This window comes from Streptomyces sp. NPDC017936 (genome assembly GCF_044328485.1).
GTDB lineage: Bacteria > Actinomycetota > Actinomycetes > Streptomycetales > Streptomycetaceae > Streptomyces.
Genome location: NZ_JBIRHK010000003.1, coordinates 19,802 through 40,732, shown reverse-complemented (window position 1 = coordinate 40,732; position 20,931 = coordinate 19,802). Strand labels below are relative to the sequence as shown.

Annotated in this window: 24 protein-coding genes, 1 tRNA gene and 1 riboswitch; of the genes, 8 read left to right on the top strand and 17 right to left on the bottom strand. The window is 70.3% G+C overall.

Features of this window, described 5'->3' with window-relative positions; translation table 11 throughout:
• Nucleotide 1 precedes the first annotated feature (1 nt).
• The gene (locus ACH4F6_RS06870; protein WP_397958848.1) at nucleotides 2-802 is read right to left on the bottom strand and encodes an ABC transporter permease; all 801 of its coding nucleotides are present in this window, start codon (nucleotides 800-802) and stop codon (nucleotides 2-4) included.
• A 217-nt stretch (nucleotides 803-1,019) separates the two neighbouring features.
• Between ACH4F6_RS06870 and ACH4F6_RS06865 the strand changes: the two genes are divergently transcribed.
• Nucleotides 1,020-3,539 (top strand): transglycosylase domain-containing protein, encoded by a 2,520-nt coding sequence (locus ACH4F6_RS06865; protein WP_397958847.1) that lies wholly within the window; start codon nucleotides 1,020-1,022, stop codon nucleotides 3,537-3,539.
• Here the strand turns inward: ACH4F6_RS06865 and sugE are convergent.
• The 3 genes from sugE to ACH4F6_RS06850 all read right to left on the bottom strand — a co-directional run bounded on the left by sugE (nucleotide 3,533) and on the right by ACH4F6_RS06850 (nucleotide 4,762).
• A complete protein-coding gene (sugE, locus tag ACH4F6_RS06860) occupies nucleotides 3,533-3,853 on the bottom strand; it encodes a quaternary ammonium compound efflux SMR transporter SugE (protein WP_397958846.1) in 321 nt (106 codons plus the stop codon). The genes ACH4F6_RS06865 and sugE overlap by 7 nt on opposite strands.
• A 36-nt stretch (nucleotides 3,854-3,889) precedes the next feature.
• A riboswitch (guanidine-III (ykkC-III) riboswitch) is annotated at nucleotides 3,890-3,967 on the bottom strand.
• 65 nt (nucleotides 3,968-4,032) lie between these two features.
• The gene (locus ACH4F6_RS06855) at nucleotides 4,033-4,389 is read right to left on the bottom strand and encodes a GroES family chaperonin (protein ID WP_397958845.1); all 357 of its coding nucleotides are present in this window, start codon (nucleotides 4,387-4,389) and stop codon (nucleotides 4,033-4,035) included.
• 43 nt (nucleotides 4,390-4,432) lie between these two features.
• Nucleotides 4,433-4,762, bottom strand: coding sequence for a DUF3618 domain-containing protein (locus tag ACH4F6_RS06850; RefSeq protein WP_397958844.1), 330 nt, complete (start codon nucleotides 4,760-4,762; stop codon nucleotides 4,433-4,435).
• A 117-nt stretch (nucleotides 4,763-4,879) separates the two neighbouring features.
• Here ACH4F6_RS06850 and bcp point away from each other — a divergent pair, with 117 nt between their 5' ends.
• The 3 genes from bcp (at nucleotide 4,880) to ACH4F6_RS06835 (ending at nucleotide 6,648) form a co-directional block, all read left to right on the top strand.
• A complete protein-coding gene (gene bcp, locus ACH4F6_RS06845) occupies nucleotides 4,880-5,347 on the top strand; it encodes a thioredoxin-dependent thiol peroxidase (RefSeq protein ID WP_397958843.1) in 468 nt (155 codons plus the stop codon).
• Nucleotides 5,348-5,493: 146 nt separating this feature from the next.
• Complete coding sequence (locus ACH4F6_RS06840; RefSeq protein ID WP_397958842.1) at nucleotides 5,494-6,510, top strand: HNH endonuclease; 1,017 nt, start codon at nucleotides 5,494-5,496, stop codon at nucleotides 6,508-6,510.
• 54 nt (nucleotides 6,511-6,564) lie between these two features.
• A tRNA-Leu gene (locus tag ACH4F6_RS06835) sits at nucleotides 6,565-6,648 on the top strand.
• Between the two features lie 54 nt (nucleotides 6,649-6,702).
• On the opposite strand, the gene rdgB is transcribed toward ACH4F6_RS06835, so the two are convergent.
• The 4 genes from rdgB to ACH4F6_RS06815 form a co-directional block, all read right to left on the bottom strand.
• Nucleotides 6,703-7,305 (bottom strand): RdgB/HAM1 family non-canonical purine NTP pyrophosphatase, encoded by a 603-nt coding sequence (gene rdgB, locus ACH4F6_RS06830; RefSeq protein WP_397958841.1) that lies wholly within the window; start codon nucleotides 7,303-7,305, stop codon nucleotides 6,703-6,705.
• A gap of 35 nt (nucleotides 7,306-7,340) precedes the next feature.
• The gene (locus ACH4F6_RS06825) at nucleotides 7,341-7,745 is read right to left on the bottom strand and encodes a hypothetical protein (protein ID WP_397958840.1); all 405 of its coding nucleotides are present in this window, start codon (nucleotides 7,743-7,745) and stop codon (nucleotides 7,341-7,343) included.
• A 126-nt stretch (nucleotides 7,746-7,871) separates the two neighbouring features.
• Nucleotides 7,872-8,609, bottom strand: a complete 738-nt coding sequence (gene rph, locus ACH4F6_RS06820; protein WP_397958839.1) for a ribonuclease PH — start codon at nucleotides 8,607-8,609, stop codon at nucleotides 7,872-7,874.
• Nucleotides 8,610-8,696: 87 nt separating this feature from the next.
• A complete protein-coding gene (locus ACH4F6_RS06815) occupies nucleotides 8,697-8,942 on the bottom strand; it encodes a glucose PTS transporter subunit EIIB (protein WP_397958838.1) in 246 nt (81 codons plus the stop codon).
• A 161-nt stretch (nucleotides 8,943-9,103) separates the two neighbouring features.
• On the opposite strand from ACH4F6_RS06815, the gene ACH4F6_RS06810 reads away from it, so the two are divergent.
• Together ACH4F6_RS06810 and ACH4F6_RS06805 are read left to right on the top strand one after the other, a co-directional pair.
• Nucleotides 9,104-10,405 carry a PTS transporter subunit EIIC gene (locus tag ACH4F6_RS06810; protein WP_397958837.1) on the top strand — a complete coding sequence of 434 codons (1,302 nt, stop codon included), beginning with the start codon at nucleotides 9,104-9,106 and terminating at the stop codon, nucleotides 10,403-10,405.
• Between the two features lie 154 nt (nucleotides 10,406-10,559).
• Nucleotides 10,560-11,813 carry a PTS transporter subunit EIIC gene (locus ACH4F6_RS06805; RefSeq protein ID WP_397958836.1) on the top strand — a complete coding sequence of 418 codons (1,254 nt, stop codon included), beginning with the start codon at nucleotides 10,560-10,562 and terminating at the stop codon, nucleotides 11,811-11,813.
• 70 nt (nucleotides 11,814-11,883) lie between these two features.
• Here ACH4F6_RS06805 and ACH4F6_RS06800 read toward each other — a convergent pair whose 3' ends face one another.
• On the bottom strand, nucleotides 11,884-12,636 hold the full coding sequence (locus tag ACH4F6_RS06800; protein WP_397958835.1) for an MBL fold metallo-hydrolase: 753 nt from the start codon (nucleotides 12,634-12,636) through the stop codon (nucleotides 11,884-11,886).
• Between the two features lie 250 nt (nucleotides 12,637-12,886).
• On the opposite strand from ACH4F6_RS06800, the gene ACH4F6_RS06795 reads away from it, so the two are divergent.
• Nucleotides 12,887-13,366: a type II toxin-antitoxin system PemK/MazF family toxin gene (locus ACH4F6_RS06795; protein ID WP_397958834.1), complete on the top strand. Its 480-nt coding sequence runs from the start codon at nucleotides 12,887-12,889 to the stop codon at nucleotides 13,364-13,366.
• A 13-nt stretch (nucleotides 13,367-13,379) separates the two neighbouring features.
• On the opposite strand, the gene ACH4F6_RS06790 is transcribed toward ACH4F6_RS06795, so the two are convergent.
• The 8 genes from ACH4F6_RS06790 to clpS all read right to left on the bottom strand — a co-directional run bounded on the left by ACH4F6_RS06790 (nucleotide 13,380) and on the right by clpS (nucleotide 19,428).
• Nucleotides 13,380-14,330 carry a PLP-dependent cysteine synthase family protein gene (locus ACH4F6_RS06790; RefSeq protein ID WP_397958833.1) on the bottom strand — a complete coding sequence of 317 codons (951 nt, stop codon included), beginning with the start codon at nucleotides 14,328-14,330 and terminating at the stop codon, nucleotides 13,380-13,382.
• A 10-nt stretch (nucleotides 14,331-14,340) separates the two neighbouring features.
• Entirely contained in the window at nucleotides 14,341-14,619 is a 279-nt protein-coding gene (locus ACH4F6_RS06785) for a MoaD/ThiS family protein (protein ID WP_397958832.1), read from the bottom strand.
• Nucleotides 14,620-14,731: 112 nt separating this feature from the next.
• Entirely contained in the window at nucleotides 14,732-14,827 is a 96-nt protein-coding gene (locus ACH4F6_RS06780) for a putative leader peptide (protein WP_397958831.1), read from the bottom strand.
• A gap of 101 nt (nucleotides 14,828-14,928) precedes the next feature.
• On the bottom strand, nucleotides 14,929-15,951 hold the full coding sequence (locus ACH4F6_RS06775; protein WP_397958830.1) for a LacI family DNA-binding transcriptional regulator: 1,023 nt from the start codon (nucleotides 15,949-15,951) through the stop codon (nucleotides 14,929-14,931).
• A 60-nt stretch (nucleotides 15,952-16,011) separates the two neighbouring features.
• Entirely contained in the window at nucleotides 16,012-16,434 is a 423-nt protein-coding gene (locus ACH4F6_RS06770) for a Mov34/MPN/PAD-1 family protein (RefSeq protein WP_397958829.1), read from the bottom strand.
• 133 nt (nucleotides 16,435-16,567) lie between these two features.
• On the bottom strand, nucleotides 16,568-18,001 hold the full coding sequence (locus tag ACH4F6_RS06765) for an amino acid permease (RefSeq protein ID WP_397958828.1): 1,434 nt from the start codon (nucleotides 17,999-18,001) through the stop codon (nucleotides 16,568-16,570).
• Nucleotides 18,002-18,496: 495 nt separating this feature from the next.
• A complete protein-coding gene (locus tag ACH4F6_RS06760; RefSeq protein WP_397958827.1) occupies nucleotides 18,497-19,099 on the bottom strand; it encodes a DUF2017 domain-containing protein in 603 nt (200 codons plus the stop codon).
• 11 nt (nucleotides 19,100-19,110) lie between these two features.
• Entirely contained in the window at nucleotides 19,111-19,428 is a 318-nt protein-coding gene (gene clpS / locus ACH4F6_RS06755; protein WP_397958826.1) for an ATP-dependent Clp protease adapter ClpS, read from the bottom strand.
• Between the two features lie 56 nt (nucleotides 19,429-19,484).
• Between clpS and ACH4F6_RS06750 the strand changes: the two genes are divergently transcribed.
• Nucleotides 19,485-20,831 (top strand): nicotinate phosphoribosyltransferase, encoded by a 1,347-nt coding sequence (locus ACH4F6_RS06750; RefSeq protein ID WP_397958825.1) that lies wholly within the window; start codon nucleotides 19,485-19,487, stop codon nucleotides 20,829-20,831.
• Nucleotides 20,832-20,931 lie beyond the last annotated feature (100 nt).

The following is a 20,931-nucleotide window of genomic DNA, read 5'->3' as shown; positions in this document are numbered from 1 at the left end:
CTCACCCACCCTGGACCACCACCCGCCGCGTCGCCGCCGACTGCACCACCCGCCCCGCCGCCAGCAACAGCACCGCCCACACCGCCTGGAACGCGAAGACGGACCACGCGTCGGCCTCCCCCATCAGCAGGTCGGCGGGCATCTGCAGCTGCGCCGCCCACGGCAGGGCCCGCACGAACTCCCCCAGCGGCCCCGGGAAGGCGTTCAACGGCAGCGTCATCCCCGAGCAGAAGATGCCCGTCACCATCATCACCTGCACCGCGCCCGTCCCGTCCAGCAGCCAGAAACCGCTCAGCGCCACCAGGAAACGGATCCCGAAACTGACCACCAGCGCCAGCACCAGCGCCACCGAGAAGGCCAGCCAGGTCGCCGGATCGTCCGGCAGCGCCGTCGGGAAGACCAGCGCCCCGAAGGCGAACGGCAGCACCCCGCGCCCCAGCAGCTGGAACAGCGCCCGCCCCACGTCGTGCGCCAGCCACCACGCCTGCAGGTCGACCGGCCGGTACAGGTCGACCGCCACGTCACCCGTGCGAATGCGCTCCATCAGCTCGATCTCGAAACCGCCGCCCTGGATCGCCAGCGTCGCGTACAGCGCCTGCCCCAGCCACACGAACGTGACCGCCTGCGCCTGGTCGTAGCCCCCCAGGTGCGGCCGCTCGTCCCACAACGCCAGGTATGTGTAGACGAGGATCAGGCCGAAAACGGTGTTGGTGAACACCCCCGCCGCCGTCGCCACCCGATAGGTCGCGTACCGTCGAAAACCCCCCGCCGCCACGGCCGCGTACAACCGCGCCGAACCCACGGCAACCGACCTCCCGGACTCGCGGACACCGAAGCGCAGGAGCCTAGTGCGCCGCGGCGACCGCGTGCCACGCCATTTCCGGGCACACGACGACGTGACACAACACGCGCCGATTGCCGGGAACGGAACGCCCGGTGCGAGAGTCTTCACCAAGGGGCGCAACAGGCGTACGAGGCGTACGGGAACGTACGACGCGACACAGGAGTCCAAGCAGCACATGAGCGACGAGCCGCAGCCGAAGCAGCCGGGCGAGGGCCGGGCGGCACCCACGAACGCCGAGGCGGCCGCACCCGCGGACGCGGAGACGGCCTCTCCCACGGACGCGGAGACGGCCTCTCCCACGGACGCGAAGGCGGCCGCACCCACGGACGCGAAGGCGGCCGCACCCGCGGACGCGGAGACGGCCTCTCCCGCGGACGGCACCGCGCCCGAGCGCACCAAACGCCCCAAACGCACCGGCTGGCGCCGGATCCTGCCCACCTGGCGGACCGTGCTCGCCACCTTCGCCCTCGGAGCGCTGCTCCTCGTCGGCCTCCTCTACCTCGGCTACTCCATGGTCGAGATCCCCTCGGCCAACGCGCTCGCCACCAAGCAGAGCAACGTCTACCTCTACGCCGACGGCACCGAGATCGCCCGCGACGGCCAGGTCAACCGGGAGAACGTCGACCTCGCCCAGATCTCCGAGGCCGCCCAGCACGCCGTACTGGCCGCCGAGGACCGCGACTTCTACACCGAGTCCGCCATCGACCCCAAGGCGATGCTCCGCGCCGGATGGAACACCGCCACCGGCAAGGGCAGGCAGTCCGGCTCGACCATCACCCAGCAGTACGTCAAGAACTACTACCTCGCCCAGGAACAGACCGTCACCCGCAAGGTGAAGGAGTTCTTCATCGCGATCAAGCTGGACCGCGAGACGTCCAAGGACGACATCCTCGAGGGCTACCTCAACACCAGCTACTTCGGCCGCAACGCGTACGGCATCCAGGCCGCCGCCAAGGCCTACTACGGCGTCGACGCCGCCGAACTCACCCCCGCCCAGGGCGCCTACCTCGCCGCGCTGGTCAACGCGCCCAGCGAGTACGACGTGATCGCCCACCCCGAGAACGCGAAGGCCGCCGAGGCCCGCTGGAACTACGTCCTCGACGGCATGGTCACCAAGGACTGGCTCAGCGAGTCCGAACGGTCCGGCCTGAAGTTCCCCACCCCCAGGGAGACCACCGGCACCGACATCAGCATGTCGGGCCAGCGCGGCTACATCGTCCGCGCCATCAGGGACTACCTGACCCACAACAAGATCCTCGACGAGAGCCAGCTCGACGCCGGCGGCTACCGCATCACCACCACCCTCGAGAAGAAGAAGCAGGACGCCTTCGTCGACGCCGTCGACGACCAGCTGATGGACAAGCTCGACAAGGACCGCAAGGTCGACAGCTACGTCCGCGCGGGCGGCGCCGCCGTCGACCCCAAGACCGGCAAGGTCCTCGCCATGTACGGCGGCATCGACTACGTCAAGCAGTACACGAACAACGCCACCCGCCGGGACTTCCAGGTCGGCTCCACCTTCAAGCCGTTCGTCTTCACCGCGGCCGTCGAGAACGGCTCCGAGACCCAGGACGGCCGCAGGATCACCCCCAACACGATCTACGACGGCACCAACAAGCGCCCGGTGCGGGGCTGGAGCAGCGCCTACGACCCGGCCAACGAGGACGACGTCTCCTACGGCGACATCACCGTGCGCGAGGCCACCGACAAGTCGGTGAACTCCGTGTTCGCGCAGATGGCCGTCGACGTCGGCCCCGCCAAGGTCAAGCAGACCGCGATCGACCTCGGCCTGCCCACCGGCACCCCCGAACTCCAGCCGTACCCCTCGATCGCGCTCGGCGTCGCCACCGCCAGCGTCCTGGACATGGCCGAGGCGTACGCGACCCTCGCCAACCACGGCAAGCACGGCACCTACACCATGATCGACAAGATCACCAAGGACGGCTCGGACGTCGTCGAACTGCCCGAGAGGAAGTCCTCGCAGGTCGTCAGCCGCGAAGCCGCCGACACCACCACGAAGGTCCTGCAGAGCGTCGTCCAGAACGGCACCGCCACCGAGGCCCTGTCCATCGGCCGCCCCGCCGCCGGCAAGACCGGCACCGCCGAGGAGGACACCGCCGCCTGGTTCGCCGGCTACACCCCCGACCTCGCCACGGTCGTCGCCGTGATGGGCCAGGACCCCGTCACCGCCCACCACAAGTCGCTGTACGGCGTGATGGGCCTGGACCGCATCAACGGCGGCGGAGCACCCACCAAGATCTGGGCGCAGTTCACCAAGGCGGCCCTGAAGGGCACCCCGGCCAGCGACTTCAACCTCCAGCTCCAGGAAGGCTCCGAGGAGACCGCCTACCCGTCCGCCGAGCCCTCGCAGAAGCAGCCCACCGAGGACGCCGACGAGGACAAGGCCACCCCCGGCGGCCCGGACACCCGCACCCCGAGCGGGACGCAGGGCCAGACCGGCGGCGGCTCGACCACCGGCGGCACCACCACCGGCGGCGGCAACGACGGCGGCACCACGGGAACCCCGACGGACGGCGGCACCGCCACCGACGGCGGCGCCGACGGCGGCGGGACGACGGGCGAGACCACCGACGGCGGCACGACCACGGACGGCGGCACCGGCGACGGCGGCGGCATCGGAACACCGGGCGGCACGTTCCCGCAGCTCGCGGCCCGCCGCCCCCTGGATCAGTGACCCGAGGTCGCCTTCAGCCCCACCACGGCCACCAGCAGCAGACACACGAAGAAGATCCGGGCGGCGGTCGCCGGCTCCCCCAGCACCACCATGCCGAACACCGCCGCCCCGGCCGCCCCGATCCCCACCCACACGCCGTAGGCGGTACCGATCGGCAGCGTGCGGGCGGCGTACGACAACAGCACCATGCTCGCGACGATGCCCGCACCGGTGAGCACGCTCGGCACGAGACGGGTGAACCCGTCCGTGTACTTCATCCCGACCGACCAGCCGACCTCCAGCAGACCGGCGACGACGAGCAGAACCCACGCCATGACGAGCACCTCCGGGAAAACGGACTTCCTCACTGGGGTGCGTCGTCTTTGCCTGCTCATCCCGGTACGGCGCGTCTCGTCGGGCTCACCCCCACGCTAGCAAAGAAGCGCGAAAGGGGCCGGTGACCATGGTCACCGGCCCCTCCGGCCGCCCGCGGACCGCGGGTCCACCGGTACGCCTACAGGTACAGCCCGGTCGAATCCTCCGACCCCTCGAACCGGTCCGCGGCCACCGCGTGCAGGTCGCGCTCACGCATCAGCACGTACGCGATGCCCTGCACCTCCACCTCGGCCCGGTCCTCCGGATCGAACAGGACCCGGTCGCCCGGCTCCACGGTCCGTACGTTCTGCCCCACCGCGACGACCTCGGCCCACGCCAGCCGGCGGCCCACGGCCGCCGTGGCGGGGATCAGGATCCCGCCCCCGGAACGCCGCTCGCCCTCACTCGCGTCCTGCCGCACGAGAACACGGTCGTGCAGCATCCGGATGGGCAGCTTGTCGTGCTGACTGCTGCGCTCGTCTCTCTTACCGCTCACGCTTCGAACCTACCTGCCTCGGCCGGACGGGGCCTCCCCCGGGTCAGCCCCTACGACGCCGGGTGCCCAGGGCGAGCAGCCCCACCACCCCCACGACGACGAGGGCGACCGGCACGACCCGTTCCAGCCGCGGCGCGCCCTCCTCGTCCACGAACCGCGCCCGCACATCGGTCACGACCCGGTTGACCTGCACATAGGCCCTCCCGAGCGTGTGGTCGACGTTGGCGACGACCTTGGCCTTGGCGTCCCCGACGATCGTCTTGGGGTGCACCCGCATCCCGATCTCGTCGAGCGTCTCGGCCAGCACTTCACGGCGGCGCCTGATGTCCGCCTCGATCTGCGCCGGGGTTCTGGTGTCCGACGTGTCCGCCACGGTGGGGCCTCCGAAGTGAGCCGACGTTTCCTACTTGTTCTGGACAGTCTGTCAGCTCCCCCCGCACCCGCACGGCCAGGACCCCCGTATCCCGGTACCCCCGGTTACGCTGGTCCGATGAGCGAGCGACTCCAGCCCGGTGACGTGGCCCCCGACTTCACCCTCCCCGACGCCGACGGCAACGAGGTCTCCCTGTCGGACCACCAGGGCCGCAAGGTCATCGTCTACTTCTACCCGGCCGCCCTGACCCCCGGCTGCACGAAGCAGGCCTGCGACTTCACCGACAACCTCGAACTGCTGGCCGGCGCCGGGTACGACGTCATCGGCATCTCCCCCGACAGCCCCGAGAAACTGGGCACGTTCCGCGACAAGGAGTCCCTGAAGGTCACCCTGCTGGCCGACCCCGACAAGAAGGTCCTCGACGCCTACGGCGCCTTCGGCGAGAAGAAGAACTACGGCAAGACCTACCTCGGCGTCATCCGCTCCACGATCGTCGTCGACGAGCAGGGCAAGGTCGAACGAGCCCTCTACAACGTCCGCGCGACCGGCCACGTGGCGAAGATCATCAAGGACCTGGGCATCTGAGGACCCGCTTCTGCTGTCGCCGAGCGGCCCGCGCGGGACGACCCCGACGCGGGCCGCTTCCCCTTCCGGGCGTGACCGTCCGATAAACGGTTCGTTACTCCGTACGAGACGACGAACGGGTGGTCGGAGATGGAGGGGACGGGGGCATGCAGAGCGGATCGAAACGACCGGACGCATACAGCAGGGACCGGCTCGCGCCGGAGGTCGCCGAGGCGCGCAACTGGGCCGATCTGATGCGGCGGCTCGGCCTGAAGCCGAGTGGCGGCCAACGGCGGGTGCTACAGGAGCACGTCACCCGCCACGGGCTTGACACGCGTCACTTCGCCCGGCGCAGCCCGTGGCACAAGTACCCCGATGCCGCCATCTCGGAAGCTGCCGCCTCATCGTCCTCGCTGCGGGAAGTGGCCCTGAAGCTGGACGCCGTTCCAGCCACGGGGACTCTCTCGCACATCCGACGCCGCATCCAGGCGGCCGGCATCGACATCAGTCATTTCCCCGGCATTGATCGCCCCGAGCTGTTCCTGCCCCTCACCCCGGAAGAACTCCGCGCGGCCGCAGTCGCAGCCACGAGTGTGCGCGGGGTGGCACGCGCGCTGGGCGTTCCCGATGACGGCCGGTCCCGGGCGACGCTGAGCCGCATGCTGGCGGCCCACCACATCGACATCAGCCACTTCTCTCACCGACGGGCGACGATTCCCGAGGACGAGTTGAGGAGCCTGGTACGGACTTCCTCCAGTTATGCCGACGTCATGCGCGGTCTCGGCATGGAGGTCAACGACACCAATCACCGACGCGTACGACGCGCCGCATCCCGCCTCAGCCTCGACACCAGCCACTTCAAGCGCCGGTCCTGGGGGCGGCCGGAGCGCCCTGCGCCTGCACCCACCGCGCATCGAGTGCTGGTGGTCCTGCCCGAGCGAGCCGGACGGACCAACAGGAGCCGGCTTCACCAGGCTCTCACCGAGATCGGGGTGCAGTACGCGTGTGCGGAGTGCGGCAATGCCGGTGAGTGGCGAGGGCGCCCCATCACCTTGCAGATCGACCATGTCAACGGGAACTGGCGGGACAACCGCCGGGAGAACCTGCGATATCTGTGCCCCAACTGCCATGCGTTGACAGAGACGTGGTGCCGCCGGAAAAGCAGAGTCCCCCTCGCCGGGTGAGCCGACAGCCCCGTACACTGAGTGCCGCCGGTCGAGCATGATGACCGTTTTTGAGCGGCCGTGGTGGAACTGGCAGTCACGCTGGGTTTAGGTCCCAGTGGGGTAACTCCCGTGAGGGTTCGAGTCCCTCCGGCCGCACTCCGAACGGTCTGCGAATCGAAGGTTCGACTCGCAGACCGTTTTCCGGCAGACCTAGGCCAGCAGCTCCCGCACCACCGGTACCAGTTCCCGGAACGCCTTGCCGCGGTGGCTGATCGCGTTCTTCTCGGCCGGGGTGAGCTCCGCGCAGGTGCGGGTTTCTCCGTCGGGCTCGAGGATCGGGTCGTAGCCGAAGCCGTTGGTGCCGGCGGGGGTGTGGCGCAGGACGCCGGTGAGGCGGCCCTCGACGACGCGTTCCGTGCCGTCGGGGAGGGCGAGGGCGGCCGCGCAGGCGAAGTAGGCCCCCCGGTGCTCCTCGGAGATGTCGGAGAGCTGGGCCAGCAGCAGGTCCAGGTTGGCCTTGTCGTCGCCGTGGCGGCCGGACCAGCGGGCGGAGAAGATGCCGGGGGCGCCGCCGAGGACGTCGACGCAGAGGCCGGAGTCGTCGGCGACGGCGGGCAGACCGGTGGCCTGAGCGAGGGCGTGGGCCTTGAGCAGGGCGTTCTCGGCGAAGGTGACGCCGGTTTCCTTGACGTCGGGGACGTCGGGGTAGGCGTCCGCGCCGACGAGGTCGTGGGGCAGGCCTGCGTCGGCGAGGATCGACCTGAGTTCGGTGATCTTTCCGGTGTTGCGGGTGGCGAGGATCAGGCGGGTCATGGGCCCAGTATCGCGGGGCCGGCGCCCGTCGTCCGTCAGGGGGTGCAGACCTTCGTGAGTTCGCCGGCCGCGTCGGTGACGGGGCTGAGGTCGGGGGTCTCGTCGCCGTTCTTCACGGCGGTGCGGATGGTGCCGACGGCGGCGGCGAGGTCGTCGACGGCCTTCTCGACATCGGCGTTGTCGGTCTTGTCGCCGATCTTGTCGAGGTTCTTGTCGATGGAGTCGAGGGATTCCTCGAGCTGGGCCGGGTCGTCGGAGGCGCTCTCCACGGCCTGCTGGAGTTCGGTGACGCTGTCGGCGATGGCGTCGGCGGTCTGGACGCAGTCCAGCGCCTTGTCGACGGCGTCGCAGCCGGTGGTGAGTCCGGCGGTCAGGCCGAAGGCCGCGAGCGCTGCGGCGGTGGCGGCGATGCGGTGTCGACGGCGTCGGCTCTCGGCCATGGTGATGGTCCTCCCCTTGTTCAGCCCCGAGGGCCCCCGTGTCGCCCCCGTGTACCGGCGTACCCGTAGGGACGCGGGGGCGGGCGGCCCGGTTGCCCCTCCCGGCCGCCCGTCTTGGCATGTCCTTTACTTTTCGAGGACGGTATCAAGGGCCGTGCGCTGCAGGACAGCGAGTTCCGCGCAGCCGGAGACGGCGAGGTCGAGGAGGGCGTCGAGTTCCGCGCGGGCGAAGGGCTGGGCCTCGGCGGTGCCCTGGACCTCGACGAAGCGGCCGTCGCCGGTGCAGACGACGTTCATGTCGGTCTCGGCGCGGACGTCCTCCTCGTAGCAGAGGTCGAGGAGGGGGGTTCCGCCGACGATGCCGACGGAGACGGCGGAGACGGTGCCGGTCAGGGGCTGGCGGCCGGCCTTGATCAGCTTCTTGCGCTGGGCCCAGGCGACGGCATCGGCGAGGGCGACGTAGGCGCCGGTGATGGCGGCGGTGCGGGTGCCGCCGTCGGCCTGGAGGACGTCGCAGTCGAGGACGATGGTGTTCTCGCCGAGTGCCTTGTAGTCGATGACGGCGCGCAGGGAGCGGCCGATGAGGCGGGAGATCTCGTGGGTGCGGCCGCCGATCCTGCCCTTGACGGACTCGCGGTCGCCGCGGGTGTTGGTGGCGCGGGGCAGCATGGAGTACTCCGCGGTGACCCAGCCTTCGCCGCTGCCCTTGCGCCAGCGGGGGACGCCTTCGGTGACGGAGGCGGTGCAGAAGACCTTGGTGTCGCCGAAGGAGACGAGGACGGAGCCTTCGGCGTGCTTGCTCCAGCCGCGTTCGAGGGTGACCGGGCGGAGCTGTTCGGGGGTGCGGCCGTCGATTCGAGACATGGCGTCGAGCCTAGTGGCCCGCGGGAAGGGGCTGCTTCCGCGGGGGGAAGGAGCCCCTTCGGGTGAGTGCGGGGTGGGCTCAGGCGCTCACATCATGTCCTCGATCTCGGCGGCGATGGGGTCGGCGTCGGTGCCGATGACGACCTGGATGGCGGTGCCCATCTTGACGACGCCGTGGGCGCCGGCGGCCTTGAGGGCTGCCTCGTCGACCAGCGCGGGGTCGGAGACCTCGGTGCGCAGGCGGGTGATGCAGCCTTCGATCTCTTCGATGTTGTCGATGCCGCCGAGTCCGGCGACGATCTTCTCGGCCTTGCCGGAAAGTTTGCTGGCCATGTTCCGTCTCCCTGCGTTCCGTGATGCGAACCGCCGTGCCGTGGTGATCCACAGTCGGCCCATCTGTGCGAGCGATCGCGCCGGATGTGCCGAAGGATGACCTCACAGCGCCGAAATCGTCCGTAGCTGGTCTACACCACCTGACAGGCGGTCGCCAAACCATGAGTGCCGGAAGTGCCGACGCCGCGGTCGGTCCCGCGCGTGCCCGCTGGAACGCGTTGTTCCAGGGGCTGCAGAAGATGGGCCGCAGTCTGCAGTTGCCGATCGCCGTGCTGCCGGCCGCCGGGATCCTCAACCGCCTCGGCCAGCCGGACGTGTTCGGGGAGGACGGTCTGGGCTGGACGGACGTCTCGCGGGTGATGGCGGGCGCGGGCGGCGCCCTGCTGGACGGTTCGCTGGGGCTGCCCCTGTTGTTCTGCGTGGGTGTGGCCATCGGCACGGCGAAGAAGGCGGACGGTTCGACGGCGCTGGCGGCGGTGGCGGGGTTCCTCGTCTACTACAACGTGCTGCGCCAGTTCCCGGAGGACTGTCCCGAGGGGTCGAAGACCGTCCCGAACGTCGGCTGTCTGGTGACGGAGGAGCAGACGGTCATGTCGTTCACGTTCCAGAATCCGGGGGTGTTCGGCGGGATCGTGATGGGGTTGCTGGCGGCGTACTTCTGGCAGCGCTTCCACCGCACGCGGCTGGTCGACTGGCTGGGCTTCTTCAACGGGCGGCGGCTGGTGCCGATCATCATGGCGTTCGTGGCCATCGTCTTCGCGGCGCTGTGCCTGTGGGTGTGGCCGCCGATCGGCGGGGCGCTGGAGAGTTTCAGCGACTGGCTGAGCGACGCGGGCGCCTGGGGGTCGGGGGTCTTCGGGGTCGCCAACCGCGCGCTGCTGGTGGTCGGGCTGCACCAGTTCCTGAACGTGCCCATCTGGTTCCAGTTCGGGAGTTTCACCAAGCCGGACGGTCAGGTGGTGCACGGCGACATCAACATGTTCCTGGCGGGTGATCCGGACGCGGGCCAGTTCACCTCGGGTTTCTTCCCGATCATGATGTTCGCGCTGCCGGCGGCGGCCCTGGCCATGACGCACTGCGCGCGGCCCGCCCGCCGCAAGGAGGTCGGCGGCCTGATGCTGTCGGTGGCGCTGACGTCGTTCGTCACCGGCATCACGGAGCCCCTCGAGTACTCGTTCCTGTTCGTGGCGCCGTTGCTGTACGTGGTGCACGCGTTGTTGACGGGGGTGTCGATGGCGGTGACCTGGGGGCTGGGGGTGCACGACGGTTTCAGTTTCTCCGCCGGTCTGATCGACTACGTCATCAACTGGAACCTGGCGACCAGGCCGTGGGCGATCGTTCCGATCGGATCGTGTTTCGCCCTCGTCTATTACGCGGTCTTCCGTTTCGCGATCACCCGGTTCGATCTGAAGACGCCGGGGCGGGAGCCGGAGGAGCAGCACGAGGACGTCACCAAGGCCTGAGGAGGGGCTTCGGGCGGGGCGTCGGAAGATCGGAAAAAGGTGCTGAGCGTAGTGCTCCGGTTGCAGTTCTGACGGGTTCCTTATATCGCCTTCATCGTGCTAGAACATGGTCTACACCACTGGGTGGTGTAGACCACCACGACGGAGGAAGTCTATGAGCACCGCCACCGCGCCAACGGCGGCCCCCACGAAGAAGTGGGGATCCGGCCTGTTCCAGGGCCTGCAGAAGGTCGGTCGCAGCCTGCAGCTGCCCATCGCCGTGCTGCCGGCGGCGGGCATCCTGCTGCGTCTCGGGCAGCCCGACGTGTTCGGCAAGGACGGACTGGGCTGGGGCAAGGTCGCCGACGTGTTCGCCACGGCCGGCGACGCGGTCTTCGCGAACCTGCCGCTGCTGTTCTGCGTCGGTATCGCCATCGGCTTCGCCAAGAAGGCCGACGGTTCGACCGCGCTGGCCGCGCTGGTGGGCTTCCTCGTCTACAAGAACGTCCTGACCGCCTTCCCGATCACGGAGGCGAAGGTCACCAAGGGCGCGGACGTCGCCGCCACGTACAACGACCCCAAGGTCTTCGGCGGCATCATCATGGGCCTGATAGCCGCGGTCACCTGGCAGCGCTTCCACCGCACCAAGCTCCCCGACTGGCTGGGCTTCTTCAACGGCCGCCGGCTGGTCCCGATCCTGATGGCCTTCATCGGCACCGCCGTCGGCGTCTTCTTCGGCCTGGTCTGGGAGCCGATCGGTGACGTCATCACCCATTTCGGCGAGTGGATGACCGGCCTCGGCGCGGTCGGCGCGGGCATCTTCGGCGCGATCAACCGCGCGCTGCTCCCGGTGGGCATGCACCAGTTCGTCAACACGGTGGCCTGGCAGGAGATCGGCTCCTTCAAGGACGCGTCCGGTGCCGTCTGGCACGGCGACCTGCCGCGCTTCTTCCACGGCGACCCGACCGCCGGGCAGTTCATGACGGGCTTCTTCCCCATCATGATGTTCGCCCTGCCGGCCGCCGCCCTCGCCATCACGCACACCGCACGCCCGGAGCGCCGCAAGGCCGTCGGCGGCATGATGGTCTCGCTCGCCCTGACCTCGTTCGTCACCGGCATCACCGAGCCGATCGAGTTCGCGTTCATGTTCATCGCGCCGGTGCTCTACGTCATCCACGCGGTGCTGACCGCCGTGTCCATGGCCGTCACCTGGGCCCTGGGCGTCCACCACGGCTTCAGCTTCTCGGCCGGCGCGATCGACTACTTCCTCAACTGGAACCTGGCCACCAAGCCCTGGATGATCATTCCGGTCGGCCTGGTCTTCGCGGCGATCTACTACTTCACGTTCCGCTTCGCCATCATCAGGTTCGACATCGCCACCCCGGGCCGCGAGCCCGAGGAGGAGGTCGAGGACCTCACCAAGGCGTAGGCCGCCCGTGCGGCACGCTCGAGGCCCCCGGAGCCTGGACCGCTCCGGGGGCCTTCGACGTGACGGGACGTCAGATCAGGTAGGACACCCTCGGGATCGCCAGTTCCACCGGCCCGTCGAACACCGCCTGCGCGTCCGCGAGGTTGACCTGCGGGTCGGTCCACGGGGGGATGTGGGTGAGGACCAGCCGGCGGGCGTTCGCCCGGGCCGCCGTCTCGCCCGCCTCGCGGCCGTTGAGGTGCAGGTCGGGGATGCTCTCCTTGCCGTGCGTGAAGGCGGCCTCGCACAGGAACAGGTCGGTGTCGCGGGCGAGTTCGTCGAGGGCCGCGCTGACACCCGTGTCCCCGGAGTAGGCCAGCGACCTCCCGCCGTGCTCGACGCGGATGCCGTACGCCTCCACCGGGTGGGCCACGCGTTCCGTGTGGACGGTGAAGGGGCCGATGTCGAAGGTGGAGGGCTTGACCGTGTGGAAGTCGAAGACCTCGCTCATGGAGGAGGCGGAGGGGGTGTCCGCGTAGGCCGTGGTGAGGCGGTGCTCGGTGCCCTCCGGTCCGTAGACCGGGATGGGGTCGCAGCGTCCGCCCTCGTGCCGGTAGTAGCGCGCCACGAAGTACGCGCACATGTCGATGCAGTGGTCGGCGTGCAGGTGGCTCAGGAAGATCGCGTCGAGGTCGTAGAGACCGCAGTGGCGCTGCAGCTCGCCCAGGGCGCCGTTGCCCATGTCGAGGAGCAGCCGGAAGCCGTCGGCCTCGACGAGGTAGCTCGAGCAGGCCGATTCCGCGGACGGGAACGACCCCGAGCAGCCGACGACGGTGAGCTTCATAAAGCAGAAACCTCCGTGGGCGGGAAGCCGAGAAGTACCGGGAAGGGTCGGGAGACGAACGGTCGTGACAGGGGGGCGACGGGGGTCGTGCGGTTCGTCGAGCGTAAGGCGCGAAACGTCGGGTCGCTCCTCCGCCAGGGGCCGTTGTGGGCGAACTCACCTGTGCTGTCACCGGTTCGGCTGGAGGCGGGGCGTGTGAGAAGCGTGAGAGGGCGCGCACTGTCCGGCGCGCGCCGGTAACGTCGTCCCCATGGACACGTCCTGGTGGCTGGCGCTCGCGGCGGTGGTGCTGCTCGCGCTCGTCGCCACGCTCGTGGACGGCTGGGGACGCGGCCGGCGTCCGCCCCGGCGGACGTCACGGCCACAGGGGCGGACGTCACGGCCGCCGGGGCGGCCGGTGCGCGGCCGGGTGCGGGCGGGGCGGCCGCAGCCGGCGGAGATCTGGTGGGCGACCGTGCCCTACGAGGACGGTCCCGGCGCCAAGGACCGGCCGTGTCTGGTGCTGGTGGTGCGCGGCGACCGGGTGACGGTCGCGAAGATCACCAGCAAGTACCGCGACGAGCGGTCCGGGGTGATCCCGCTGCCGCCGGGCGCCGTCGGGGACGCGCGGGGACGTCCGAGCTTCCTGGAGACGGACGAGCTGCGCCAGGTCCGGGTGGGCGACTTCCGGCGCCGGGTGGGTGTGGTGGACCCGGTCCTGTGGGACCAGGTCCGTCACCTGGCGACGTGAGGCCCGACGCGGCTCAGGCCCAGAGCTGGCCCTGGAGCGTCTCGATGGCCTCCTCGGTGGTGGCCGCGGTGTAGACGCCGGTGGAGAGGTACTTCCAGCCGCCGTCGGCCACGACGAACACGATGTCGGCGCTCTCGCCCGCCTTCACGGCCTTGTTGCCGACGCCGATCGCGGCGTGCAGCGCGGCGCCCGTGGAGACGCCGGCGAAGATGCCCTCCTGCTGGAGCAGCTCGCGGGTGCGGGTGACCGCGTCCGCCGAGCCGACCGAGAAGCGGGTGGTGAGGACGGAGGCGTCGTACAGCTCGGGGACGAAGCCCTCGTCGAGGTTGCGCAGGCCGTACACGAGGTCGTCGTAGCGCGGCTCGGCGGCGACGATCCTGACGTCCGGCTTGTGTTCGCGCAGGTAGCGGCCGACGCCCATGAGGGTGCCGGTGGTGCCGAGGCCCGCGACGAAGTGCGTGACGGAGGGGAGGTCGGCGAGGATCTCCGGGCCCGTCGTCGCGTAGTGGGCGCCGGCGTTGTCCGGGTTGCCGTACTGGTACAGCATCACCCAGTCGGGGTGCTCGGCGGCCAGCTCCTTGGCGACGCGCACCGCGGTGTTGGAGCCGCCCGCGGCCGGGGAGGAGATGATCTCCGCGCCCCACATGCCGAGCAGGTCCCGGCGCTCCTGCGAGGTGTTCTCGGGCATCACGCAGACCATGCGGTAGCCCTTGAGCTTCGCCGCCATGGCCAGGGAGATGCCCGTGTTGCCGCTGGTGGGCTCCAGGATGGTGCAGCCGGGGGTCAGGCGGCCGTCCTTCTCCGCCTGCTCGATCATGTGCAGGGCGGGGCGGTCCTTGACCGATCCGGTGGGGTTGCGGTCCTCCAGCTTGGCCCAGATGCGGACGTCGGCGGACGGCGACAGCCGCGGCAGGCGCACCAGGGGGGTGTTGCCCACCGCGGCCAGCGGGGAGTCGTAGCGCATCGGGATCGGCTCAGGCCATGCCGCCGGCCACGGCCGGCAGGATCGTCACGGTGTCGCCGTCGGTCAGCTTGGTGTTGATGCCGTCGACGAAGCGGACGTCCTCGTCGTTCAGGTAGACGTTGACGAAGCGGCGCAGCTGGCCGTCGTCCACGATGCGGGCCTGGATGCCCGCGTGCCGGGTCTCGAGGTCGGCGAACAGGTCGGCGAGGGTGTCGCCGCTGCCCTCCACCGCCTTCTGACCGTCGGTGTACTGGCGGAGGATGGTCGGGATGCGGACCTCGATGGCCATGACTCAGGGCTCCTGTCGGGAGTGGTCGGGTCGGTAAGCGCGCGGCAGCGCCGGTGGTGCGGGGTCGTGGGTCGCGCCGCGGCTCACGTGCCGTGCGGCGGCAGGGGCAGCGTCAACAGATGGCGCTGGCGAGCCTGCACAGGTCGACGTGCAGGCGCGCGACGAGCAGGGTGCCCGGCGTCCTGCCGCTCACGTCGTTCACAACCATGGGCTCATCGTATCGATTCCCCGTCGGGCATCCGGAATGTGATCCCACATGACGGACGGATTCGGGCCGGGGAGTGAGACCGCGCCCGTCCCCCGCCTCCTTCAGGCGGACGCCCGCCGCACCAGCCGGGTCGGCACGACCACGGAGGACGTCCGCGGGGCGGGCCGGAACAGCAGCCGGGCCATGAGGCGGCCCATCTCCTCGACGTCCTGGTGGACGGTGGTCAGCGGCGGGTCGGTCGTCTCGGCGATGGACGCCAGGTCGTCGAAGCCGACGACGGCCACGTCCTCGGGCACCCGGCGCCCGCGCTCGCGCAGGGTCTGCAGGGCGCCGGAGGCCATGAAGTCGGAGGCGACGAAGACGGCGTCCAGGTCGGGGCAGCGGTCCAGCAGCGCGGCCATGGCGTCGGCGCCGCCCTGCCGGCTGTAGTCGGCCCGCTCGACGAGGAGGGGCGAGCCGTCCGGGAGGACGTCCCGGTAGCCGGCGAGGCGGTCGGCGGCGGAGGTCTCCTGGTCGTGGGGTCCGGCGACGGTGGCGATGCGGCGGCGGCCGAGGGAGACGAGGTGCCGGACGGCCTGGCGGGCCCCGCCGCGGTTGTCGCCGTCGACGTAGGTGTGGCCGTGGACGGTGTCGCCGGCGGGCAGCAGGGGGCGGCCGCCGAAGACGGCGGGGAGGTCGAGCCGGTCGATCATCTCGTGCAGCAGGTGGCCGGGGCGCAGGGAGAACAGCACGGCGCCGTCGACGTGGCCGCCGCCGAGGTAGTCCGCCACGCGCGCGTGGTCGTCCGGTTCCTCCAGGAACAGCAGGACGGCCTGGGCGCCGTGCGCGGCGAGCTCCCGGCGCACGCCCCGCAGCAGGAGGTCGAAGAACGGGTCGAGGAAGAGGCGGCCCTCCGGCGGGGTCGCCACGACCGCGACGGCGTGGGTGCGGTGGGTGACGAGCTGCCGGGCGGCCTGGTTGGGCACGTACCCCAGCTCGGCGATCACCTCGCGGACCGTGCGGACGACCTCCGCGCTCACCCGCGCCTCGCCGTTGACCACCCGCGAGACCGTGGACCTCGACACGCCCGCCTGCCGGGCGACGTCCTCGAGGGTGGGGCGCCGTGCGCCGGTCCGTTGCGTCAACACCGTCTCCGTGGGGGTGAGTCGTGCGTGCACCTCGGGGAAACGGTAGCCGCCTCGGGATCAGTACGCCTCGACGATGTCGACCTCCTCCTCGGTGACCTCGCCCTCGACGATCCGGAAGGAGCGGAACTGGAACTCGCCGGCGCCGTCGGTGTCGGCCGTCGACACGAGGACGTAGTGGGCGCCGGGCTCGTTGGCGTAGGAGATGTCGGTGCGGGAGGGGTAGGCCTCGGTCGCGGTGTGGGAGTGGTAGATGACCACCGGCTCCTCGTCGCGGTCGTCCATCTCGCGGTAGAGCTTGAGCAGGTCGCCCGAGTCGAACTCGTAGAAGGTGGGCGACATGGCGGCGTTCAGCATCGGGATGAAGCGTTCGGGGCGGTCCGTACCGGCCGGGCCCGCGACGACGCCACACGCCTCGTCGGGGTGGTCCTTGCGCGCGTGCGCGACGATCTTGTCGACGAGGTCCTGGGTGATGGTCAGCATGCCCGTCAGGATAAGCAGAGGGGCCCTTCCGTACCGAAGGGCGGTACGGAAGGGCCCACATCGCGGACGTCCTGAGCGGCGGCCGCAGGGAGCGCCACGAGTGCTCCCTGCGGCCGGACGTCCTCGGCGGTGGTCAGCCGGCCTTCTCCAGCTCCGGCTCGCGGCGCTGGGTGACCTCGGGGTTGCGGGACTTCAGCACGGCCCAGCCGATGCCGAGGGCGACCGCCCAGCCGGCCATCACGTAGAGGCAGACGCGGGAGTCGGCGTCGTAGGCGATGAGACCGGTGACGAAGACCAGGAACGCGATGGCGACGTAGGAGCACACCGCGCCGCCCGGCGCCGGGAAGGACGAGGCGGGCAGCCGGCCCGCGTCGACCGCGCGGCGGTACAGCACGTGACTGATCAGGATCATCAGCCAGGTCCAGATGCCGGCCGCGGTGGCGACGGAGGTGACGTAGCCGAAGGCCTTCTCCGGGACGATGTAGTTGAGGACCACGCCGATGCCCATGAAGAGGACCGAGACGGTGATGCCGAAGGCCGGGGTCCTGGTCGCGGACAGCCGGGTGAAGGCCTTGGGGGCCTCGCCGCTCTCGGCCAGGTTCCGCAGCATGCGGCCGGTGGAGTACATGCCGGAGTTGCAGGAGGACAGGGCGGCGGTCAGCACGACGAAGTTGACGATGCCGGCGCCGGCCGGGATGCCGATCTTGGCGAAGGCGGCGACGAAGGGCGAGACGCCGGGGGCGAACTCGGTCCACTTCACGACGCAGAGGATGACGGTCAGGGCGCCGACGTAGAACAGCGCGATGCGCCAGGGCAGGGTGTTGATCGCCTTGGGGAGGGTCTTCTCCGGGTCCTCGGACTCGCCGGCCGTGACGCCGACCAGTTCGACGGCGAGGTAGGCGAACATGACGCCCTGCAGGGTCATCAGGGACGAGCCGATGCCCTTGGGGAAGAAGCCGTCGAAGGCCCACAGGTTGGAGACGGCCGCGGTGTCGCCGGCGGAGCTGAAGCCGAAGGTGAGCACGCCGAGACCGATGACGATCATGCCGATGAGCGCGGTGACCTTGACCATCGAGAACCAGAACTCCAGCTCGCCGAAGAGCTTGACGGAGATCAGGTTGACCCCGAAGAGGATCACCAGGAAGACCAGGGCCGTCACCCACTGGGGGATGGCCGGGAACCAGTAGTTGACGTAGATCGCGGCGGCCGTCAGCTCGGCCATGCCGGTGACGACCCACATCAGCCAGTACGTCCAGCCGGTGAAGTAGCCGAAGAACGGGCCGAGGAACTCACGGGAGTACTCGGCGAAGGAGCCCGAGACGGGGCGGTAGAGCAGGAGCTCGCCGAGCGCCCGCATGATGAAGAAGATGATCACGCCGGCGAGGGCGTACATGAGGATGAGGCTGGGGCCCGCCTTGGCGATGTTCGCCCCGGCTCCCAGGAACAGGCCGACGCCGATGGCGCCGCCGATGGCGATCATCTGGACCTGGCGGCTGCCGAGGCCTCGCTCGTATCCCTCTTCCGACTCTTTCGGGGCCTTGTCCGTGTCGACCTGAGCGGAGGTCATGTGGTGGTGCGCCTTTCTCCATGCCGACCCGGGCCGTCGTCGGCCTCGGATCGGGTCTCGATCCCCCCGGATTGCTGGAGCTGAACGGGCCTCGCGGGCCCGCCCGTGCCTGGCCGGCGATCCGCCGGCTCGGTGGCGCACCCGGACGAACATTCGGGTGGTGTTCGCCGGGCGGTCGTGAAGATTTATCACGGCCGCAACACTGATCAGTTGTGCGACATGTGGCGCACAACACAGGAAGAAGTGGACAAAAGGCACACAGAAGGGTCAAAGGGGGCCGTCACGGTGACGCGATCGTTATCCGGATTTGAGCGTCCTCTGAGCGAACACGGAATCGCCACAAGTCAGGACGGAATCACCGTGCGGTGTGACGGAACCGTCACACCGCCCTCCCCGCCCGCCGCCCGGCACGGCCGGAACCCCCGCGCGGCACGGCGGGACGCGGCCGCCACCGCGCGGCGCGGCGGGAACCCCGCGCGGCGCGGTCGCCGGGTGTCAGGGCAGGAGGGTGGTGACGAGCGTCTCCTGGAGGCCGCCCAGCCACAGGTAGGCCATCACCATCGGCTTGCGCGGGTCCTCGTCCGGCAGCCGGTAGAGGAGGTCGGTGTCCTCCTCGTCGGCGATCTCCAGCCGGGAGCCGATCGCCAGGCGCAGGTCGTTGAGCGCGCCGAGCCACTGCCGGGAGCCCTCGGGCGAGAGCTTCAGCACCGCCGCGCCCTCCTCCTCGACCGAGAGGGCGTCCAGGGAGCGCACCACCGCCAGCGCGTTCTCGCGCTTGCCGGCCCGCAGGTCGTTCTCCGTGTAGCGGCGGAACTCGGCGGAGTGCGCCCGCTGTTCCTCCGCCGCCCGGGGGTCCGGGGTGGCCTCGGGATCGGTGTAGGCGTCGGGGAACAGCCGTCGGAGGACCGGGTCGGCGGGCGGTTCGCTCGGGCCCTCGGCGAACAGTTCGGCGAGCGGGTCGTCGGGGGCGTCCTCGGCGGGGCCGGGGCCGATCAGCTCCAGGAGCTGCACGGCCAGTGACCGGATGATGGAGATCTCGACGTCGTCGAGGGCGACGGCCGCGCCGCCGCCGGGGAGCGGTTCGAAGTGTCCTGGCATCAGTGAGGTGACTACTTCCGGTCCTGCTGGAGGGTGGCCCACAGACCGTAGCCGTGCATCGCCTGCACGTCGCGTTCCATCTCCTCGCGACTGCCGCTGGAGACGACCGCCCGGCCCTTGTGGTGGACATCGAGCATGAGCTTGGTGGCCTTGTCCTTGGGGTAGCCGAAGTACGTCTGGAAGACGTACGTCACGTAGCTCATGAGGTTGACCGGGTCGTTGTGGACGATCGTGACCCAGGGGACGTCCGGCTCGGGTACGGCGAAGACCTCCTCCGCCGACTCGGTGCGTTCGATCTCAAGGGGAGCGGGTGACGTCACACGAACCATGCTGCCACGCCGCGCAGAAATCGTCACACCGACGAAAAGGGAGTACCATCCTTGCCATGAGCACTGCGGACCTTGGGTTGCCGGTGGACGTCCCTTCGACGGCGTTGTTCACGGACCAGTACGAGTTGACGATGCTGCAGGCCGCCCTGAAGGCGGGGACCGCCGGGCGGCGCAGCGTGTTCGAGGTCTTCACCCGGCGGCTGCCGGAGGGCCGGCGCTACGGCGTGGTGGCGGGCACCGGACGGGTCCTGGACGCCGTCGAGAACTTCCGTTTCGACGCCGGCGTCCTGGGCTTCCTGCGCGAGCGGGGGATCGTCGACGAGGAGACGCTCGACTGGCTCGGCACGTACCGCTTCTCGGGTGACATCTGGGGCTATCCGGAGGGCGAGGTGTACTTCCCCGGCTCGCCGATCATGCGGGTGGAGGGCTCCTTCGCCGAGTGCGTGCTCCTGGAGACGGTGATCCTGTCGATCCTCAACCACGACTCCGCGATCGCCGCGGCCGCCTCCCGCATGTCCTCGGCGGCCGGGGACCGTCCGCTGATCGAGATGGGCGCCCGCCGCACCCACGAGCTGGCCGCGGTCGCCGCCTCCCGCGCCGCCTACATCGGCGGCTTCGCCACCACCTCCGACCTGGCGGCCGGCTTCCGCTACGGCATCCCGACGGTCGGCACGGCCGCGCACGCCTTCACCCTGCTGCACGACTCCGAGCGCGACGCCTTCCGGGCCCAGGTGGACTCGCTGGGCCGCGGCACGACCCTGCTGGTGGACACGTACGACGTCGCGACGGCCGTCCGGACCGCCGTGGAGGTCGCCGGGCCCGAGCTGGGCGCGGTGCGCATCGACTCCGGCGACCTGCTGCTGGTCGCCCACCGGGTGCGCCAGCAGCTGGACGAGCTGGGCGCGACCGACACGAAGATCATGGTGACCTCCGACCTCGACGAGTACGCCATCGCCTCGCTGGCCGCCGCGCCCGTGGACGCGTACGGGGTCGGCACCCAGCTGGTGACCGGCTCCGGGCACCCGACGTCCTCGATGGTCTACAAGCTGGTCGCCCGCGCGGAGACCGCCGGGCCGACGGCGCCGCTGGTGCCGGTGGCGAAGAAGTCGACCGGCGGCAAGACCTCCATCGGCGGCCGCAAGTGGGCCGCGCGGCGCCGGGACGAGCACGGAGTGGCCCAGGCCGAGGTCGTCGGCACCGGGGAGGTGCCCGCCGAGCTGGCCGACCGGCAGCTCCTCGTCCAGCTGGTCAAGGGCGGCGAGACGGTCGCCCGGGAACCCCTGGACGCGGTCCGCGACCGCCACATCGCCGTCCGGGCGGGGCTGCCGCTGTCCGCCACCCAGCTCTCGCGCGGAGAACCCGTCCTCCCGACGGAGTACGTCCACGTGGGCTCGGGTAACTAGGGGCTGTCGACAGCTTCGGGGGAGGGCGGCGCGGGACCCCCTCCCCCGTCCCACCCCCTTCCCGCACCGCCGCCGAAGTCTCTAGGCTCGTAACTTCACC

Excerpts from the sequence above, each read along its gene's own strand:
- ACH4F6_RS06825 (WP_397958840.1), bottom strand. The coding sequence starts at position 7,745 with ATGGCCGAGAGCCGACGCCGTCGACACCGCATCGCCGCCACCGCCGCA.
- bcp (WP_397958843.1), top strand. The coding sequence starts at position 4,880 with ATGAGCGAGCGACTCCAGCCCGGTGACGTGGCCCCCGACTTCACCCTC.
- ACH4F6_RS06780 (WP_397958831.1), bottom strand. The coding sequence starts at position 14,827 with ATGGTTGTGAACGACGTGAGCGGCAGGACGCCGGGCACCCTGCTCGTC.
- rph (WP_397958839.1), bottom strand. The coding sequence starts at position 8,609 with ATGTCTCGAATCGACGGCCGCACCCCCGAACAGCTCCGCCCGGTCACC.
- ACH4F6_RS06810 (WP_397958837.1), top strand. The coding sequence starts at position 9,104 with ATGAGTGCCGGAAGTGCCGACGCCGCGGTCGGTCCCGCGCGTGCCCGC.
- clpS (WP_397958826.1), bottom strand. The coding sequence starts at position 19,428 with ATGGTTCGTGTGACGTCACCCGCTCCCCTTGAGATCGAACGCACCGAG.
- ACH4F6_RS06790 (WP_397958833.1), bottom strand. The coding sequence starts at position 14,330 with ATGCGCTACGACTCCCCGCTGGCCGCGGTGGGCAACACCCCCCTGGTG.
- rdgB (WP_397958841.1), bottom strand. The coding sequence starts at position 7,305 with ATGACCCGCCTGATCCTCGCCACCCGCAACACCGGAAAGATCACCGAA.
- ACH4F6_RS06795 (WP_397958834.1), top strand. The coding sequence starts at position 12,887 with ATGGACACGTCCTGGTGGCTGGCGCTCGCGGCGGTGGTGCTGCTCGCG.
- ACH4F6_RS06865 (WP_397958847.1), top strand. The coding sequence starts at position 1,020 with ATGAGCGACGAGCCGCAGCCGAAGCAGCCGGGCGAGGGCCGGGCGGCA.
- ACH4F6_RS06770 (WP_397958829.1), bottom strand. The coding sequence starts at position 16,434 with ATGCTGACCATCACCCAGGACCTCGTCGACAAGATCGTCGCGCACGCG.
- ACH4F6_RS06805 (WP_397958836.1), top strand. The coding sequence starts at position 10,560 with ATGAGCACCGCCACCGCGCCAACGGCGGCCCCCACGAAGAAGTGGGGA.
- ACH4F6_RS06765 (WP_397958828.1), bottom strand. The coding sequence starts at position 18,001 with ATGACCTCCGCTCAGGTCGACACGGACAAGGCCCCGAAAGAGTCGGAA.
- ACH4F6_RS06815 (WP_397958838.1), bottom strand. The coding sequence starts at position 8,942 with ATGGCCAGCAAACTTTCCGGCAAGGCCGAGAAGATCGTCGCCGGACTC.
- ACH4F6_RS06800 (WP_397958835.1), bottom strand. The coding sequence starts at position 12,636 with ATGAAGCTCACCGTCGTCGGCTGCTCGGGGTCGTTCCCGTCCGCGGAA.
- ACH4F6_RS06840 (WP_397958842.1), top strand. The coding sequence starts at position 5,494 with ATGCAGAGCGGATCGAAACGACCGGACGCATACAGCAGGGACCGGCTC.
- ACH4F6_RS06750 (WP_397958825.1), top strand. The coding sequence starts at position 19,485 with ATGAGCACTGCGGACCTTGGGTTGCCGGTGGACGTCCCTTCGACGGCG.
- ACH4F6_RS06760 (WP_397958827.1), bottom strand. The coding sequence starts at position 19,099 with ATGCCAGGACACTTCGAACCGCTCCCCGGCGGCGGCGCGGCCGTCGCC.
- sugE (WP_397958846.1), bottom strand. The coding sequence starts at position 3,853 with ATGGCGTGGGTTCTGCTCGTCGTCGCCGGTCTGCTGGAGGTCGGCTGG.
- ACH4F6_RS06785 (WP_397958832.1), bottom strand. The coding sequence starts at position 14,619 with ATGGCCATCGAGGTCCGCATCCCGACCATCCTCCGCCAGTACACCGAC.